18 protein-coding genes and 1 pseudogene are annotated in these 16,329 nt (G+C 42.0%); 8 read left to right on the top strand and 11 right to left on the bottom strand.

All coding sequences use genetic code 11. The annotated features are described in order from the left end of the window. The coding region (locus tag C9I89_RS22770) for a hypothetical protein (RefSeq protein ID WP_245905428.1) at positions 1–262 on the top strand (262 nt) is incomplete at its 5' end. Between the two features lie 54 nt (positions 263–316). On the opposite strand, the gene C9I89_RS07460 is transcribed toward C9I89_RS22770, so the two are convergent. Further along, positions 317–706 (bottom strand): IS110 family transposase, encoded by a 390-nt coding sequence (locus C9I89_RS07460; RefSeq protein ID WP_245905427.1) that lies wholly within the window; start codon positions 704–706, stop codon positions 317–319. A 318-nt stretch (positions 707–1,024) separates the two neighbouring features. On the opposite strand from C9I89_RS07460, the gene C9I89_RS07455 reads away from it, so the two are divergent. After that, a complete protein-coding gene (locus C9I89_RS07455; RefSeq protein ID WP_107282710.1) occupies positions 1,025–1,744 on the top strand; it encodes a methyltransferase family protein in 720 nt (239 codons plus the stop codon). 196 nt (positions 1,745–1,940) lie between these two features. Here the strand turns inward: C9I89_RS07455 and ltrA are convergent. Together ltrA and C9I89_RS07440 are read right to left on the bottom strand one after the other, a co-directional pair. Continuing rightward, positions 1,941–3,413: pseudogene (gene ltrA, locus C9I89_RS22650) on the bottom strand (group II intron reverse transcriptase/maturase). An 871-nt stretch (positions 3,414–4,284) separates the two neighbouring features. Then, entirely contained in the window at positions 4,285–5,541 is a 1,257-nt protein-coding gene (locus C9I89_RS07440) for a GGDEF domain-containing protein (RefSeq protein ID WP_170107649.1), read from the bottom strand. Between the two features lie 458 nt (positions 5,542–5,999). Between C9I89_RS07440 and C9I89_RS07435 the strand changes: the two genes are divergently transcribed. The 3 genes from C9I89_RS07435 (at position 6,000) to C9I89_RS07425 (ending at position 8,585) form a co-directional block, all read left to right on the top strand. After that, positions 6,000–6,299 carry a hypothetical protein gene (locus tag C9I89_RS07435; RefSeq protein WP_107282708.1) on the top strand — a complete coding sequence of 100 codons (300 nt, stop codon included), beginning with the start codon at positions 6,000–6,002 and terminating at the stop codon, positions 6,297–6,299. A 71-nt stretch (positions 6,300–6,370) separates the two neighbouring features. Continuing rightward, a complete protein-coding gene (locus C9I89_RS07430; RefSeq protein WP_107282707.1) occupies positions 6,371–7,966 on the top strand; it encodes an ABC-F family ATPase in 1,596 nt (531 codons plus the stop codon). Positions 7,967–8,129: 163 nt separating this feature from the next. After that, positions 8,130–8,585, top strand: a complete 456-nt coding sequence (locus C9I89_RS07425; RefSeq protein WP_107282706.1) for a YaiI/YqxD family protein — start codon at positions 8,130–8,132, stop codon at positions 8,583–8,585. Positions 8,586–8,686: 101 nt separating this feature from the next. Here C9I89_RS07425 and C9I89_RS07420 read toward each other — a convergent pair whose 3' ends face one another. From C9I89_RS07420 to C9I89_RS07400, 6 genes are all read right to left on the bottom strand, one after another. Beyond that, positions 8,687–9,112: a GFA family protein gene (locus C9I89_RS07420; RefSeq protein ID WP_107282705.1), complete on the bottom strand. Its 426-nt coding sequence runs from the start codon at positions 9,110–9,112 to the stop codon at positions 8,687–8,689. Between the two features lie 112 nt (positions 9,113–9,224). Continuing rightward, positions 9,225–9,347 (bottom strand): hypothetical protein, encoded by a 123-nt coding sequence (locus C9I89_RS22940; RefSeq protein ID WP_281258250.1) that lies wholly within the window; start codon positions 9,345–9,347, stop codon positions 9,225–9,227. A 59-nt stretch (positions 9,348–9,406) separates the two neighbouring features. Then, positions 9,407–10,090 (bottom strand): pseudouridine synthase, encoded by a 684-nt coding sequence (locus C9I89_RS07415; protein ID WP_107282735.1) that lies wholly within the window; start codon positions 10,088–10,090, stop codon positions 9,407–9,409. 317 nt (positions 10,091–10,407) lie between these two features. After that, positions 10,408–10,758 carry a hypothetical protein gene (locus C9I89_RS07410; protein WP_107282704.1) on the bottom strand — a complete coding sequence of 117 codons (351 nt, stop codon included), beginning with the start codon at positions 10,756–10,758 and terminating at the stop codon, positions 10,408–10,410. Between the two features lie 33 nt (positions 10,759–10,791). Further along, a complete protein-coding gene (locus tag C9I89_RS23040) occupies positions 10,792–10,899 on the bottom strand; it encodes a hypothetical protein (protein ID WP_107282703.1) in 108 nt (35 codons plus the stop codon). Between the two features lie 5 nt (positions 10,900–10,904). Beyond that, the gene (locus tag C9I89_RS07400; protein WP_107282702.1) at positions 10,905–11,282 is read right to left on the bottom strand and encodes a hypothetical protein; all 378 of its coding nucleotides are present in this window, start codon (positions 11,280–11,282) and stop codon (positions 10,905–10,907) included. Positions 11,283–11,678: 396 nt separating this feature from the next. Between C9I89_RS07400 and C9I89_RS07395 the strand changes: the two genes are divergently transcribed. Further along, complete coding sequence (locus C9I89_RS07395; protein WP_107282701.1) at positions 11,679–11,867, top strand: hypothetical protein; 189 nt, start codon at positions 11,679–11,681, stop codon at positions 11,865–11,867. 118 nt (positions 11,868–11,985) lie between these two features. On the opposite strand, the gene C9I89_RS07390 is transcribed toward C9I89_RS07395, so the two are convergent. Then, positions 11,986–13,074, bottom strand: coding sequence for a ParB/Srx family N-terminal domain-containing protein (locus C9I89_RS07390; RefSeq protein WP_245905426.1), 1,089 nt, complete (start codon positions 13,072–13,074; stop codon positions 11,986–11,988). A gap of 114 nt (positions 13,075–13,188) precedes the next feature. After that, positions 13,189–13,869: a DUF3334 family protein gene (locus tag C9I89_RS07385; RefSeq protein WP_107282700.1), complete on the bottom strand. Its 681-nt coding sequence runs from the start codon at positions 13,867–13,869 to the stop codon at positions 13,189–13,191. A gap of 505 nt (positions 13,870–14,374) precedes the next feature. Between C9I89_RS07385 and C9I89_RS07380 the strand changes: the two genes are divergently transcribed. Beyond that, a complete protein-coding gene (locus C9I89_RS07380; protein WP_170107654.1) occupies positions 14,375–15,346 on the top strand; it encodes a response regulator in 972 nt (323 codons plus the stop codon). Further along, the gene (locus C9I89_RS07375) at positions 15,343–16,323 is read left to right on the top strand and encodes a GGDEF domain-containing protein (protein WP_107282698.1); all 981 of its coding nucleotides are present in this window, start codon (positions 15,343–15,345) and stop codon (positions 16,321–16,323) included. The genes C9I89_RS07380 and C9I89_RS07375 overlap by 4 nt, the downstream gene beginning before the upstream one ends. Positions 16,324–16,329: the final 6 nt, after the last annotated feature.

Here is a 16,329-nt window from a genome sequence, read left to right as displayed (position 1 = left end):
TGCCAGATCAATACCAATTATCTTATGCTTAACCATGGTCTTATCCTTCTCGATTTCAGATAGTAGAAACAACACTATCTTGGCGCATTATGACGCCGTTTGGGAGAGGGAGGAGACCATCTCATCACTACAATCTGAATTAGTAAATGCTCCCACAAACGCAAAAGTGCAGATCGGAATCTATCAGGTAAACCATTTTCAGCGTCTTCAAGAACAAACGGAATTTCTTTTCTTAGTACCGCTAGCCCTTGTGGGAGAATAATTCCAAATTCAAGTAACAATCCACGGATCTGATTACTTTGGGCAATCTGATTAGTTAGAGCAAATTTCTGGCTCGTTCCATGGACTGCATAGCTTGCTCATCTACCGACTGAATTCGTATGCTATGAATATGGTCGAGAGATGAAGCGGTAGAAATCGCAAGAGCATCGTTCCTGTCGGTTTTTTGTTTTGTTTGAAATCCTTTAACCGATCTAGCATTGATGACTTTGACTTGGTGACCAGCTTCCTTTGCATATCTCGCCCAATAATGAGCACTGGAACATGCCTCCATGGACACTAAAGAAAGCTTTTCTTTGATTAAAAGCTGTTTCAGCTTTGCTCGACTTATCTCCCGATTGTATAAAACCTTTCCTTGTGGGCTAACTTTACAAACCTGAAAGACATTTTTTGCTAGATCAATAGCGATAATATTATATTTATTCATTGTATGGACTCTGGTTAGGTTTTGGTCAACTTAAAACGTAGCTCTCCGAGGAGAGGGAGTCCATACATCTTAGGAGGGCGGCACTCGCTAACGGGTGTCGCCTATCCGCCCTTATCAATTTAGAGTAATCGCTCCCTACAATGGACTTGTCTGTTAATTGTCCTAAATTATCTAATGCTTCATTATGTATTTAGTTGATTAAAGCTCTAACCTATCAGTGGGCTAGAAAGTTGGGTGCAGGTCAATCCTGCTCTGGCTGGTGGCGCCTGAGCGGAGCGTTAGGCACACACTCAAATCCACTTTATTTTGGGGAATGACATGTCAGCAAAGACGGTTAATGAAGAGGAAGCCCAAACAGTATCCCCCCGCCAGTGGATCAGATTAATTGTGGTGTATCTCTTAATCCCGTTGATTTTATTTATATGCGGTGGGGACCTCGGCTGGTGGCAGGCGTGGCTATTTTCCATGCTGATCCTGGCTGCAGGTATTGGTGGGCGCATGTGGGCGGAACAAAGACATCCCGGATTAACAGCCGAAAGACAAAATATTAAAAATATCAAAAACGCAAAAGCCTGGGACAGAGTGCTTGCTCCACTGATGGCGGTGAGTGTCGGGTTTCCTATGGTCATTGTGGCAGGGCTTGACCACCGCTATAACTGGTCCTCCGAATTTGCGCAATGGCTCATCGTAATTGGCTTCATTTTGATCTCGCTCGGATACGCTTTTGCTGCATGGGCATTGGCAGAGAACCGCTTTTTCTCAAGCGTGGTGCGTATTCAGACGGATCGAGGGCATGTGGTGTGTGACAGTGGCCCATACCGGTTTGTGCGGCATCCGGGTTATGCCGGAAATATTCTTGCACTGTTTGGTATTGTTCTTGCTCTGAGCTCGGTATGGACACTGATTCCTGCGGCGGTGGCATCAATCATCGCGGTGATTAGAACCGTACTCGAAGACCAGACTTTACAGGAAGAGTTGCCGGGCTATCGAGACTATGCACGACGCGTGCGCTATCGGTTGATTCCTGGGATATACTGAGAGACCTGAGTGGTGATGTCCCAGATCAGAGATTGAGGTCCAACAGAAAGAGTTGCGCGCCGCCTTGCTAGGCTGAATTATTTCTGTCGGGTAGACGACACCTGTTACCAAGTGCCGTCCCCCTAAGAACCCAGCGTGCAACTTTCACTGCATACGGCTCAAGCCTCTACAAAGGCATCGTTGGATACCCAGCAACTTATAAAGCAGTCAGAGCAGGATCGTTCCAAGAGTTACGTGCTTGCCTTTTCGATTTTCTCCTAGCCAAGTATTCTTGGTATTGAGGATCGAAAGGTATAGCCGCACTTCGGATCTTCACATGTCTCTCAATAGGCACTTTGGCTATCTGGAATAGATTGAATTGGCAATCCATATCCATGATCTTCTGCCAACCGTGAAATTGCCATTGGCCTTTTCGGTTGATGACGTATTTAAGGGCTACCCATGTTTTAGACTTGGTAGGATGACGCCTTACTGCCCAGTACCATAACGCATAGAATAGTTTGTGCCCAACGTATCCGAATACCTGTTTAGCAACACAATGACGATAATAGTTCGCCCAACCTCTCAGTTTAGGGTTCATCATTTTGATGAGGTTATTAACTGGTATGGTTTCATGTTTCTTAATGAGTTCACTCATGTTACTTAAAAATAATAGAACATTGGATTTACTCGGCTTGATGAGTAGTTTCCCGTTGTACTTTCTTAGATTAAAACCAAGAAAGTCGAATCCATTATTAATATGACTGACATGCGTTTTCTCTTCAGATAGTGTTAAGCCTCTCTCTTCTAAAAACCTAGCAATAAGCGGTTTGATTTCATACATCAGAACTTCCTTCGAAGCACCGGTGACTATAAAATCATCTGCGTATCCAATAAAGTTGACTCTACATCCCTTCTTACGAGCTGTAGATTTAATAATTTGTTCGAGCCCTGCAAGTGTTAGTAACATCAGGGTCGGAGAAATAATCCCGCCTTGAGGTGTACCTTCGTCAGTTCGATAGAGCAAACCTTTATCCATGAATCCAGATTTTAGCCATTGATTCAACATTCGCTTATCTACTGGAATGTTTTCATTGAGCCATTAATGTCCGATCTTGTCGAAACAGGCTTTGATGTCCCCTTCAAGAACCCATTTAGCGGATCTATTTAGAGCCAAACATTTGAAGCACTGGTCAACTGCGTCAGCAGTGCTACGGTTTGGTCTAAATCCATAGCTGTTAGGGTCGGCAAGTGTTTCTGACACTGACTCTAATGCAAGAAGATGGAGCGCTTGCTGTGCTCTGTCTATCATGCATGGGATACCAAGAGGTCTAAGTTTGCCATTCTTTTTGGGGATATAGATACGCTTGAGTGGTTTGGCTTGATATGCCTTCCTGCTCAACTGAACTACTGCTTTCATGCGGCGGGTATCTGTATTCCAGATAACGCCGTCTATTCCAGGCGTTTTACTGCCTTTGTTTTGTGATACACGTTTAACAGCGAGAAGCTTTGCTGAACGCGAGTGAGTCAGTATCCACTGCAACGCTTTCGCTTTGCCGTGTTTGCCTTCTCGAGTTGCCTTTGCGATACGCATCTGAAGCTTTAATACATGCGACTCAACGGATTTCCAGTCGATTGACTGCCATTGAGCGCTGTCAGGAGAGGCAGTAATCTCTTTTGAAATCATCATTTGCATTTCTCCTTGAATAAAGTTCTTTAAATACTCTCGCAACGGGAGACCAGTCGGAAGTGGGCTCACTTTCGTGATCAGATAATTCTGTATCTGCATCGTTACAATGCAGCCTTCGCTTTTTCCAACCTCCTATACCTGCATCACTATCGGCCACAAAGGCTTTCCCAGAGGGAGTGGTACAGGCTTACCGTGTTCCGTATGTCGCGCAATGTCAGTTTAGATGTCCGCTATGGTGCGGAGAGTTCAATGATCACGAAAGAGCATGGGGCAATCTCTTTCCGACTCTCGTGCCTTTTGGCCACAGCGTATTAACCACTTCCGCTGTTTCATAACATAACGCACCTTAAACGGATTCACATATGTTCATCATGCTGACTACCTAGCACTCACCCGATTGTGGTTATCAGGAGGATCGTTCTCTCACGATTCAGATCCCGATTGGCTAACAACCAATCTTCGTTACATTGTCAGGCTCGCTACTTTATTCAGAGCCCTAGGTTCATCTGGTGATACAGATGGTTCACACGTTAAGCGGTGAACAGCGCTTCATACGACTTTGCGTCGCACGCCCCTTTGCGTGTTAGTACATTTGCTCATTTATCGACTGTTAATATCAGTTTTCAATACATTCTCTAATGTGTTTTTTCTGAGCATAATAAATCAGAAAGCCCTCCACTGGCAGACCTCCATTCATCATTGTGTGCACTTACACAACTTGTTTTACTCCGAACACAGAACTAATACCCGTAATATAGCTACTTGTATTCTCTATGGATAAATTATTTGGTCGATATAGGAATGGGAGTAACTTTTCAGAGCAAGTAAACGAGCCAAATTTCTACAATACTTTTCAAATTTAAAGCATTACTTAATCGGTATGGAAATCTGTGATACCTCCCATCACTGGGCTAGTCATTTCTTCCGTTACAACCTCAACGGAATCAACCATAACTTGATTGCGTCCATTTAATTTTGCTGAATATAAAGCGTCATCTGCTCTCTTAATTATTTGTTCGATGCTTGTTTCAGAAGAGATAAGTACTGACACGCCAGCGCTGATTGTAATCGAGAGTATCTGTTTATACGATTCAAAAATATTATTTTCGATAGACTGACGCACTCTGTCCGCAACTTCTACTGCACTATCTTTATCAGTGTTCGGCAATATTACCAAAAACTCTTCGCCACCATAGCGACCGACTACATCGTATTCTCGAACGTTATTCTGAATTTGTTTTGCAACCTCATGTAAAACCTCATCACCAACTTGATGTCCGTAACAATCATTAATATTTTTGAAAAAATCCAAATCGAATAGAATGATACTGAGATCCCCACCATCCCTAAATACACGAGAAGATTCGACCTTTAATTGCTTGAAAATATGGTGGCGATTATAAACGGACGTTAATGAGTCTATTGAAGCCAAGGCTTGCAATTCATTCTGAGCAAGTATTAGCTTTTTTGTGGTGATATTAACCACTTTGAATGCCACAAGAAAAACCATAAGGAAAATAAAAATTAATACTGAAACAGCTAAAGAAACACCTCGAACAACAGCGCCTTGAAAACCAGTTATATCCTGATACATTTCAAAGCATCCAACGATCAAGCCCGTTGAATTATAGATAGGTATATAGGTTTCGACAATATCAACATCAAAACGCAATTCATTCTCCAAATCCACCATTTCATCTTTACTTTTCATTTCTGAAACAATATAACCAGAGAGAGCTTTGTTGAGTTGTATATTCCCTCGATCAATTTGGCCTATGAGACTTGGTTCGGAGCTATAAATAATATTTCCATCCATAGAAAAAACTTTTATTTTAATTACATTAAAAGGCAGGAGGTAATTATGAAACGCCTCGTCCAACTTTTGAGGATCTATGTTTGCGATATTTGGTTGATGACTTTCTTTTTTTGATGGTGGAAGCAACAACGTATGATTAGATGCTAAAAAGGCTCGGCTGATACTTACAGCCTCTTGTTCTACATGTTTGAGGATATAGTCAGTATAGAGGTGATACAAACCAAACCCAGATAATAACAATGTTGTTATCATCGAAACTGACATGACAACAGACAGCCAGCGCAAAATATTAAATGGCGTAATATTTCTCATATACGCTGTTCTATCCTTAACTATCTCTCGAATTTTCATATTTCCCGTGGAAAATGCATTGTTAACTATACTAGATAAGTTATATCACCAAGTTTGGTATGCTGGTATGACGGGCTTCATAAAACCACATTTATGTCCCCTAAAACCGATGGTGCTTCAAGTACCTAATAGGCTGAATGGGCAAGTTTAACCCTCAAAACATCGCCGTAAAGCGGATTTAACCTTGGCCGATGCATGTTGGAAATCAATTGAAAGTTTGTAATATTTAAGTTCGGTTTTTAATAAAAAAACCTAAATCATCTCGATATAAATCGCTAATGCAACGGAGACATCCCATGCTTTAAACTAATCCGCCGCCCCTCATTAGAGCAAAAGACCTAACTGTCCAATTTTGAGTTTGCGATAATCCTGAACTCCTTCCACCACGCCACCTGACTAAATAGCGCCATAATGGCGCTATGAAAACATCAAAACGCACTCAAATCGCTCAGGCAGTTTTATCTGCCAACCGTACCGGTAAGGTTGCCGTACTGGCCGCTGACTTAAACCAGTCAGACGACGGCTGGCACCAACTGCTGCCTGCTGACAAATACCCAATTGCCAATCTAAGCGGTTTCCTTTGTCACACCGCGCGGCGGGCTACAGCCAATCTAAGCGGCTCCCTGTGCCACACTGCGCGGCGGGCTACAAAGATGGATAAACAATCATTATTAATAGTGATGTGGTTCACGAAACCTGCTATACTTCGCCGCAATTAAAATTGAAGAAGCTGGCAGATGAAGTCGGCTTTTTTAATGCTTGATACATATACTATTTATGGAACAGTACCTTGATTTCTACAGCTAACATTACAATGCAGTTTGGCGATAAGCCATTGTTTGAAAATATTTCAGTTAAATTCGGCGGCGGTAACCGTTACGGTCTAATCGGTGCGAATGGCTGTGGTAAGTCAACATTCATGAAAATCCTTGGCGGCGAATTAGAGCAGTCAGGCGGTACTGTTTCATTAGATCCAAATGAGCGTATGGCTAAACTGGGTCAGGACCAGTTCGCGTACGAAGAGTTTTCTGTTGTTGATACCGTAATCATGGGTCACAAAGAGCTTTGGACTGTTAAAGAAGAACGTGACCGTATCTATTCTTTACCTGAAATGTCAGATGAAGATGGCATGCGTGTTGGCGATTTAGAAACAGAATTCGCAGAAATGGACGGTTATTCTGCTGAAGCGCGTGCGGGTGAACTACTGCTAGGCCTTGGTATTCCTGAATCGCAGCACTTCGGCCTAATGAGCGAAGTTGCACCGGGTCTTAAAGTACGAGTTCTTCTTGCGCAGGTACTGTTCGCAGAACCAGACGTAATGCTTCTTGACGAACCGACGAACAACTTGGACATCCACACAATCAGCTGGTTGGAAGAGATCTTGTTGGCACGTAACTGCACAATGATCATCATCTCGCACGACCGTCACTTCTTAAACAGTGTTTGTACTCACATGGCAGATCTGGATTACGGTGAACTTCGCCTGTTCCCTGGTAACTATGATGAGTACATGATCGCGGCAGAGCAATCTCGCGAACAGCTACATGCTGATAATGCGAAGAAGAAAGCACAGATGGCTGAACTTCAGACGTTCGTAAGCCGTTTCTCTGCTAACGCATCGAAAGCAAAACAAGCGACATCTCGTCAGAAGCAGCTAGACAAGATCCAGCTTAGCGAAGTTAAAGCATCAAGCCGTCAAAGTCCGTTCATTCGTTTTGACCAGGAAAAACCGCTTTTCCGTAATGCTCTGGAAGTGGAAGGTCTGAAACAAGGCTACGGTGAGAACATTCTAATCAACGGCGTTAAGCTAATGGTTGAAGTGGGCGAGCGTATCGCAATCATCGGTCAGAATGGTATCGGTAAATCAACTTTCCTTAATACCCTTGCTGGTGTTATGGAACCAATGGAAGGCATGATCAAGTGGTCTGAAAACCACAATATCGGCTTCTATGCTCAGGACCACAGCGCAGACTTCGAAGAAGATATGACACTTCTTGACTGGATGGGCCAATGGAAGAAAGAAGGTGACGACGAGCAAGTTGTTCGCGGTATCCTTGGTCGTATGCTGTTCTCACAAAATGACATCAAGAAGTCTGTAAAAGTGATTTCTGGTGGTGAGCAAGGTCGTATGTTGTTTGGTAAGCTAATCATGCAAAAAGCAAACATCCTTCTGATGGATGAGCCAACCAACCACATGGATATGGAATCTATCGAAGCATTGAACCTTGCGCTTGAGAACTTTAAAGGTACATTAATGTTTGTATCTCATGACCGTCAATTTGTATCTTCGGTTGCAACTCGCATCCTTGAAATCACAAAAGATGGCATTGAAGATTTCCACGGTACTTACGAAGAGTACCTACGTAAGCAAGGTATTACAGGCTAATCTATTAGTCCGCTCTATTGGTTTGCACGATTAGTTTTCAAATACGGGCAAACGATAGAAGCTAAAAAAGCCGCCGTTAATTAATGGCGGCTTTTTTGTCTGTTATGCCAATTGGTATAAAATGATGTTCACTCATGAAGAACAAAATAGGAAAGAGTATAAGATGCAGATTTGGGTTGATGCTGATGCGTGTCCGAATGTGATTAAAGAGATCTTGTTTCGTGTGGCAAACCGAGTCGGGATCATGGTGACATTAGTTGCAAACCACCATGTGCGAGTACCGCCTTCACCACATATTCGATCAACACAAGTTCCGGCGGGCTTTGATGTGGCAGATAATCACATTGTTCAGCAAGCTGAAAAAGGGGATTTGGTGATCACCGCAGATATTCCCTTAGCGGATGAATTGATCACGAATGGGGTTCATGCATTAAATCCTCGTGGTGAAATGTACACCAAAGACACGATTAAGCAGCGCTTACAGATGCGTGACTTTATGGAAACCATGCGAAGCAGCGGAATTCAAACAGGTGGCCCTGCGACGTTGAATCAAGCTGATCGTCAGAACTTTGCCAACAAGCTAGATACGTTTGTTATGAAAAATCATAAAAAGCAGTAGGTTATAATGGTGAGTTTCATCTGGGGTTTTTGACAACGCGAAGGCTGCACGAAGGCGAGGGCACCACATTATGATGTGCTTTTGGCCTGCATGATAAGTGCCTACTCAGGAGGAGAATATTTGGCGAATACTTCTGCTGCTGTCATTTCTTTACTTTGGTTCGCGAAGCAATAATAATCGGGCCTTTGATCGCTGAAATACTGCATTTCAATTTTCAGCCCTTTTAAATTGGGAAAGAATCCTGCCGGGATACTATATTCGCCAGTTCCCTTTATTCTATAAAATAGATGTGTGCCGCAGTTCTCACAGAATCCTCTCTCTGCCCAATCAGATGAATCGTATATTTTTAGCTTGTCACTCCCATCTATTTCTATCTCTGTTCCGCAATGTAGTGCGAGGGCCGGTCCTCCTCCCCATTTTCTGCACATATCACAATGACACACTGTGATTTCAGGACAGATAGTGTTTGCTTTTATTTTTACGCTTCCGCATAGGCAGCTTGATTCTCCTGAAACAAAGTTCTTCATATATTTAATCCTTAATGTGGGAATCCTATTTAACTACGACCCTAAATGATTTCACCTTGCAGGATTCAGACTGAGTTTATTTGACGTAGAAGTGGGCTACTATGTTAATAGTCTAGAACACCATCGCATGGTCAACGAGAAATCGACCATCTTTCTCCACAAGCACCATTTCGGCAACAAATTCACCTTTTGCTTTAGTAAAATAACCAAACCGACAATGGCGTGTGTAACCCATCACCTGATTTCATTTAAATAATACAACCTTCGAAATTGACACCTCATCATCTTTGCAATTTAAAAGGACTCTACTTCACCGGCCGTTAAGTAACGCCATTGACCGAGTTCAATATCTAGACTTACGTCACCTATCTTTTCACGGTGTAATGACACAACTCGATTACCTACTGCTGAAAACATACGTTTAACTTGATGGTATTTGCCTTCGGTAATCGTTAAAAGGACTTCTTTTGGATTCACAATTTCTAATTTAGCCGGTAAAGTCAGTTTTTCTTCACCTTGTAACTGGACACCCTTTTTAAATTTTAAAGCAACATCATCAGTGATAGAGTCACGCAAACCAACACGGTAAACCTTTTCACATTTTTTATTCGGCGTGATGATATTGAATGACCAGCGACCATCATCAGTTACCAACACCAACCCTGTGGTATCAGCATCTAAGCGACCTGCTATATGCATTTCAGATGCATTCTCGATATCAATATAATTGAATAAAGACGGATAAACCTCATCAACGTTTGAGCAAATGGTATTAAGAGGTTTATGCATCATTATGTAACGTGAACTGCGCGAAATCAGCTTTTCGCCATTAAGAGTAATGGTATTGTTTTCATGAACTTGAGTTGATTCGCTTTCAATCACATTACCATTTACTATTACATTCCCTGCATTAATCACATGCGTTGCTTCAACTCTGGTTAGCGTGGTACTTTTACAAATAAATTTATCAAGGCGCATTACAGGCAACATTAGTAATATGAACAATGAATGTTATTATCCTTGCTCATCAGTAATAATCAATACCAAGAACTGACAGATAGACTTTTGAACCTGCCATAATCTTTAGTGATAATTTGAGGTTTGTTACGGCTGAACCTAAAGTGGCGGGGCAGCGATTTCAAAAGAGAACCACTCTTCAATCAATCGCTATCCTTGAACTTGACTCCCAGTGGTATTCTGAATTGTTATATAATTAATAGAGTTGGTATTACATGTGCTCTTTTAGTACAGCCGTAGCTCAACACCTTCAGGCGCAAGCAATGGTTGGCCTTCTCTCAGGTGCTGATGGAAAAACTGTACAAGCAATGCATTGCTTGCGTTTTGAAACCAGCTTTAACCCGCTCATCGTTCATTGCCAAGTGTGAAGCTATGGAACCACCGAACGAGTGACCCAATGCTGCCAGTTTGTCGAGATCCAAGTGTCCGGTTAATAGTGTTTGTTGTTCACCACTGGCAATATCTGGCAGTGCGTCAAGTAACCGCTGATTATTATTCAGCCATGCCTGAAAACTGATAATCGCATTGCTCATAATAGACTGTTCATACTGCTGCATTTGTTGCTGCCATTCAGCCAAAGATTGGCTGTGACGTAAACGATCATAATGTGTCGAAATATTGTTTGACATTTCAACATTGAAATCGTCCGCGCTGATAGCAACTCAGCTCTGCTGAGGTACTAAATCACCGTTGATCCGTTTAACAATCAGACTATGACCGGGATGGCCTAATGCCAGTATGATAAAGCCATGACTTGCAAGCTGCTCCATATTGGTTAAGTTCTGTTGAGCAAAGGAGCCATAACCGTGATCGAAGAGAAGTACAGGTGTTGTCCGGTCAGCACCTGAGCATTAATGATTGATTCTGTCGGACGCTCATCCGTCATCAGCTCGCCCGGGAACCCCTGTTGTGCGCCTAATGCTGCGGCTAGGTACGCTGGCATATAAGTTAATCGTTCACCATCAGCACTTGCGTTCGCCGGATACCAGGCCGTGACATGAACAAACTGGTCACCTTCGGTGACTTCAAACTCAGTGATACCAACCTTGTGGCGCCATCCGGTTTCGGTATTTCCGATGCCGGTAGTACCAGCACCACTCCTACTAACAGCACCAACAAGCCGATCAAACCAACACCAATTCGAACAAACCACTTCATTGTATATTCTTTATATCAACTAAATATATGCGCGTAAATGCATTCATTCGATGTTGATTACTTGATCAGTGCAAGTCTTTTTTTATAAGCAAATGTAACTCTTAACGAGATCATATTTACCCGTAGTTGTTTACAAATATAACAGACGCACATGGGCAGAATTAAAGGCAGCCCAGATTAAGTCCTCGTTGCCAGATGTTGGGCTGGTAATAAGCTGCCGATTTTGAACGTAATATTGATCTGTTACACAAAATTACCTGTTACTAATTTTGAGAAATCATACGAATAGATCTATATATCTCAATTATATGGGATGGTTGTCATATCGGCATGACAATATGCCAATTGTCGTTATTGTATTAGTTGAACCTTCCGAAAAGGATTAATTATCATGAAAGTTATGAAGATAAGCTGGGCGGACTTGTGTGGTTATGGTGAATGGTTAAGCTCTCCAGCGGCAATAAAATTCGCAAATGACGATTATACGCACGTTGAGACTCTGGGGGAGATCGTAAAGTGCGAAATTAGTTATACAGATGATGGCACGCCACAAGTAGGCCTCGGTGAATTGATGAACTAAATTGGCAAAAAAGATCAGTTGCATTATTGCAGTTGATCTTTAATCAGTGTCTACATACACCGTCAAGTGTCATCTCTCCGGTAACGCTAATACTCAATGATTTCTGAAATACCGAGCGTCACTTCTTAATCTCTTTCTCTTCTGGCGCTGCTTTATCATTTTCTTTAGCGCTTTCTTCTGGTAACTCTTTCTTATCGTTCAATAAGCTTTTCGGAGTTGTCTTTTCTTTTTTGGCTAGCCGATAGGCCATCGCATAGTGCCATTTGGATTTACTGTCAGTCAACAAAGCTTCGAGTGCTTTGGTGTTGACTTGGCTCAGCTGTCCCATTTCTTTGGCTGTTTTATTTGATTTTCCGATAATGGCATCAGATTTCAAATCGACCATCACGGTTGCTGCTTCGGTCAATGCCATCGCATACTCATCAGGAATATTGAGATCGTATTCAGATATCTTCATTTGTTTACGTAAAACTTGAGACCAGTAGAGTTCGAGGAAAGGGATCTCATTCTTTGGTTTAGATGTTTCGTAGCTAATGCCCTTGAGGAAATAGACTAAAGAAAGGTACTTATCATGTTTCAACTGCTTGGAGCCTAGATATTCAGGCAGGTCTTTTGATTTGATTTTTTTGCCTTTGCTATCATAGAGCCATACCTCTTTATCGTTAAGCATTTCAGGCCAGAAATCATCACCAGAATCCAGCAGATTGTATTCTACCTTAAGCACGACAGGTACGCTGGTGCCACCATTAGGCATATCCCAAAAAGTTGATAATATATGGTGGTTGTTTGTTAGATAGAGTACTCCTTTTTCAGGGCCAACTATGACGGTTGACAGATCATCAATGTGCTTGCCTGGTTTATCAATACATTGATATGAGTTCATATCGGTGGGGAGTGAATCCTCCGTCCATTTTTTTATACCTTTTGCACCATTGACCTGGCAAAGATCGTCGTACATAAATTTAAGGTTTTCGGCATAACGCCCTAGGTTTGAAAATTCTTTGTCATAGGCAAGCACTGATTGGGTGGGGAGGAGTTGATCAAGATTCACCGTGATGACATCTCCACGTTTAAGTTCGGCATAAGTGATTTTCTCTGCCAGTACAGAAGGTGAGATGAATACAGAAGGAATAATGATTGTCAGAAACGGTGCAACAGCAGAGAATAGCTGCGAGCTCATCTTGGGTTTGTCACGTGGGTTCTGCATGAAACATACCTCTTGAAAGCATGGGTGATTCAATAAAGTCTAGCAAAACGAATCTTCTTTTGGGTATATGACAGGCAGAAATAAGAGGCACTTAAGGTGCCTCTTAACGATAAATTAAATACCGAGCTCATCAAGCAGATCTAAATCCACGTCTTGATTCGCTGCAGATTGTGCTGCGATGTCTTGTTGACTCTTTTTTGCATTGTCGAAAATAGTATCCGGATCAACTTCAGTATGTTGTTCAAATTCTTCAAGTTGGATAAATTCAGTCTTATCCATAGCCAGTTCGAGATAGAAAATGTTGTTTTTTTCAGTTGTAAAGCTGACACGTCGTGCCTGAGGACGATCTAAGTTAGTATCAACTGATAATAGAATTTGCTTATTCAAAGCCAGCATTTTTGGTTGATTTTGAGAAATCGAAATATTCAATTCTCGGCGTATCTTGCTGGTAAAATCGCCAACAACCTGGTTCATTAATTCACCAAGCACATCAGCAACTTCATCAGAAGTATGGTGAATTGCTAATTCATCTTCTGAGATCCCCATTTTCAACATGTATTCTTTGTAAAGCTCAAGTGCCGCCTGTTGAGAAAAGTTACTCACGACGAGGCCTGTGAAACCGCCATCAAATAGTACAAAACAGCCAATATCAGGCTTCAGGCTGGTTTTGTTGATTTTTTGAACCATAGCAGAATAGTTAATCTGGCTATCGGTTGCTTTTGATAAAACATTTGAAAAGGACTGACAAAGTTTAAGCAGGATATCGTCTGTGGAAATGGTTTTGGTTCGTTTCATTCATTGTCCCGTGTCAGCGTGCAGCTAACTTAATTGTTGGCGTAAAACTAGCTAGTTATAAAGTTAAAAACAGTGTGTCACTAAATACCATAAAATGCACCGCTATAAATTGAAGTAGTAGAGATGGCTCACTGATTCGATGTTTTTGTCTTCCTATCAGAAGTTACCTGGTGAGCGTTAGGCGAAGCGATTTCCTAAATGTGCAATGATGTCATTGGATTCAGAGCATCCACTGAACATCGCCGTTTTCTTCTTCAATACGCAGATAAGGCACTTTACGTTTTGAGCAATTCTTGTTCCCATGGCGAAACCACTGGTTTAGAGAATAATAAGCATTATATTTCATGGTGTGTTTATAAAAAATAATAATATGGAAAACAGTAAAAGAAGATCTATGTCACTTATTCAATAATTTTCATACGTAGTGATTATGAATGATAGATCAATCGATTATTATAAGGTTTTTTTACGATATGACATCCAGAGGCGCACTCGGCTAGTGATAATTACGAAGAACATACTCATCTGCGATGACTCAACATTAGTGCACAAAGCAATTTTACGTTTGTTACCTGAAGACGACGGACTGAACCTGCATTATGCCGAAGACGGTAAGGCGGGGCTTGAGTGTTTGAGTCAGCATAATATTGATGTGATGTTTTTAGATCTGACGATGCCAGTAATGGACGGCTTTGAAGTACTGAGATCATTGCCTGTACGTGATTATGATACAAAAATTATAATTTTATCCGCCGATGTGCAAAAGCAGGCCATTAAACGCTGTATCGAACTTGGTGCCGATCATTTTTTAGCGAAACCTTTTGCTCCCGAACAATTCACGACGTTACTTGCAGAGCTCGGCATTACTGCCCGTTCGGTGGATCTATCCGTACATTTGGCAGAGCAAGAACTTGATTATATAAGTATTTTTAAAGAAGTTGCTAACGTGGCTTTAGGGCGTGGTGCCGCGATCATTTCTGATCATTTCGGTGAGTTTATTAAGATGCCATTACCCAATGTTGCCCATATGGGAGTAGGGGAGTTGGCAATGGCCATTACCGATATAAAGAATAACGGAAATTCGATTGCGATTGCACAGCGCTTTGTTGGAGGGGGGATTCACGGTGAAGCACTGGTTTGTTTACGAGGTAAAGACATAGCCGTTTTTGGTGAGCGTTTAGGTTTTAGTCAGATGGATGAGCACAAGAACGAAATTGTAATAGATATAGCAAATTTAATGGTGTCATCGTTTCTTGTTGCACTTTCTGAACAAATGAATATCCCCTTTTCAGTTCGCCAACCTATTGTTCTGGAAGAATATATGGTATGGAATGAAACTGACGATGTCACATCAGAGCTTTTCACCGTGGAGTATACGTATCACGCTGAATCGTTAGATCTCGAATGTGATGTGTTGTTTTTAATGGATAGTGGCTCAACCCAAGTCATAAGCAAAATTATGGATACACTACATTGAATCAAATCACGTTAGCAGATTTTCACCTTACCATGCAGGTGATGGACAACATTGATGCAGGGGTGGTTATTTTAGACAAAAACTACACTGTATTGGCGTGGAATACGTTTATGCAGGCTTATAGTGGTATATCCTCTGAACGTATTATGGGGCAGAATCTTTTTGATACGGTGAAAGACTTACCTGAAGAGTGGCTGAAAAACAAGATTGAATCCACGTTCAAGCTCAGAATGCGCTCATTTACATCCTGGGAAGATCGACCTTCAATTTTTAACTTTTCTAACTTTAGCCCGGTATCTGGTGGCTCTGAGCTTATGTATCAGAATATGACACTTACCCCACTGAAGTCATTGAACGGTGACATGTCCCATATTTGTCTGACGGTCACCGATGTATCTGATATTGCCAAAAATAAAACTCATCTTCGTGAATCAAACAAGCAATTGACCCATTTGAGTATGACAGATCGTCTTACTCAACTGTTTAATCGCGGGCATTGGGAAGGCTGCCTAGCCGAGGAGTTCGAACGTTGTCGCCAGACCCAGATCCCATCGACTTTGGTGATGCTCGATATTGACCACTTTAAAAGAGTAAATGACACCTACGGTCATATCGCGGGTGACGGTGTTATTCGTATCGTATCCAGTATATTAAGAAGAACGAAACGTCAGAGTGATATCGCAGGGCGTTATGGCGGTGAAGAGTTTGGGATCATCCTGCCTAGCACGGCGGCAGAGATGGGACTGTACTTTACCGAACGCTTACGCCAGCGAGTTGAACAAGCCAGTGTCTCGGTAGACGTTAGAAGTATTAATGTAACGATCAGCTTAGGTATATGTGAGTGGTATCCAGGCCTGCGTAGTTATGACGAATGGCTGGAACAAGCCGATCAGGCGTTATATCAGTCAAAGCAGTCTGGACGCAATCAAACCACGCTCTATGAGCAAATTGTCAACCTAGCAAAAGATACCGCCTAATCGTAA

Source organism: Photobacterium lipolyticum (assembly GCF_003026475.1).
Taxonomy (GTDB): domain Bacteria; phylum Pseudomonadota; class Gammaproteobacteria; order Enterobacterales; family Vibrionaceae; genus Photobacterium; species Photobacterium lipolyticum.
The sequence above is the reverse complement of the archived record's forward strand: the minus strand, read 5'-3'. Positions and strand labels throughout refer to the sequence as shown.

Coding starts and splice junctions, on each gene's coding strand:
- C9I89_RS07390 (WP_245905426.1), bottom strand. CDS start 13,074: ATGCAGAACCCACGTGACAAACCCAAGATGAGCTCGCAGCTATTCTCT.
- C9I89_RS07460 (WP_245905427.1), bottom strand. CDS start 706: ATGAATAAATATAATATTATCGCTATTGATCTAGCAAAAAATGTCTTT.
- C9I89_RS07420 (WP_107282705.1), bottom strand. CDS start 9,112: ATGAAGAACTTTGTTTCAGGAGAATCAAGCTGCCTATGCGGAAGCGTA.
- C9I89_RS07455 (WP_107282710.1), top strand. CDS start 1,025: ATGTCAGCAAAGACGGTTAATGAAGAGGAAGCCCAAACAGTATCCCCC.
- C9I89_RS07440 (WP_170107649.1), bottom strand. CDS start 5,541: ATGAGAAATATTACGCCATTTAATATTTTGCGCTGGCTGTCTGTTGTC.
- C9I89_RS22940 (WP_281258250.1), bottom strand. CDS start 9,347: ATGGGTTACACACGCCATTGTCGGTTTGGTTATTTTACTAAAGCAAAA.
- C9I89_RS07415 (WP_107282735.1), bottom strand. CDS start 10,090: ATGCGCCTTGATAAATTTATTTGTAAAAGTACCACGCTAACCAGAGTT.
- C9I89_RS07435 (WP_107282708.1), top strand. CDS start 6,000: ATGAAAACATCAAAACGCACTCAAATCGCTCAGGCAGTTTTATCTGCC.
- C9I89_RS07395 (WP_107282701.1), top strand. CDS start 11,679: ATGAAAGTTATGAAGATAAGCTGGGCGGACTTGTGTGGTTATGGTGAA.
- C9I89_RS23040 (WP_107282703.1), bottom strand. CDS start 10,899: ATGGAGCAGCTTGCAAGTCATGGCTTTATCATACTGGCATTAGGCCAT.
- C9I89_RS07410 (WP_107282704.1), bottom strand. CDS start 10,758: ATGTCAAACAATATTTCGACACATTATGATCGTTTACGTCACAGCCAA.
- C9I89_RS07385 (WP_107282700.1), bottom strand. CDS start 13,869: ATGAAACGAACCAAAACCATTTCCACAGACGATATCCTGCTTAAACTT.
- C9I89_RS07425 (WP_107282706.1), top strand. CDS start 8,130: ATGCAGATTTGGGTTGATGCTGATGCGTGTCCGAATGTGATTAAAGAG.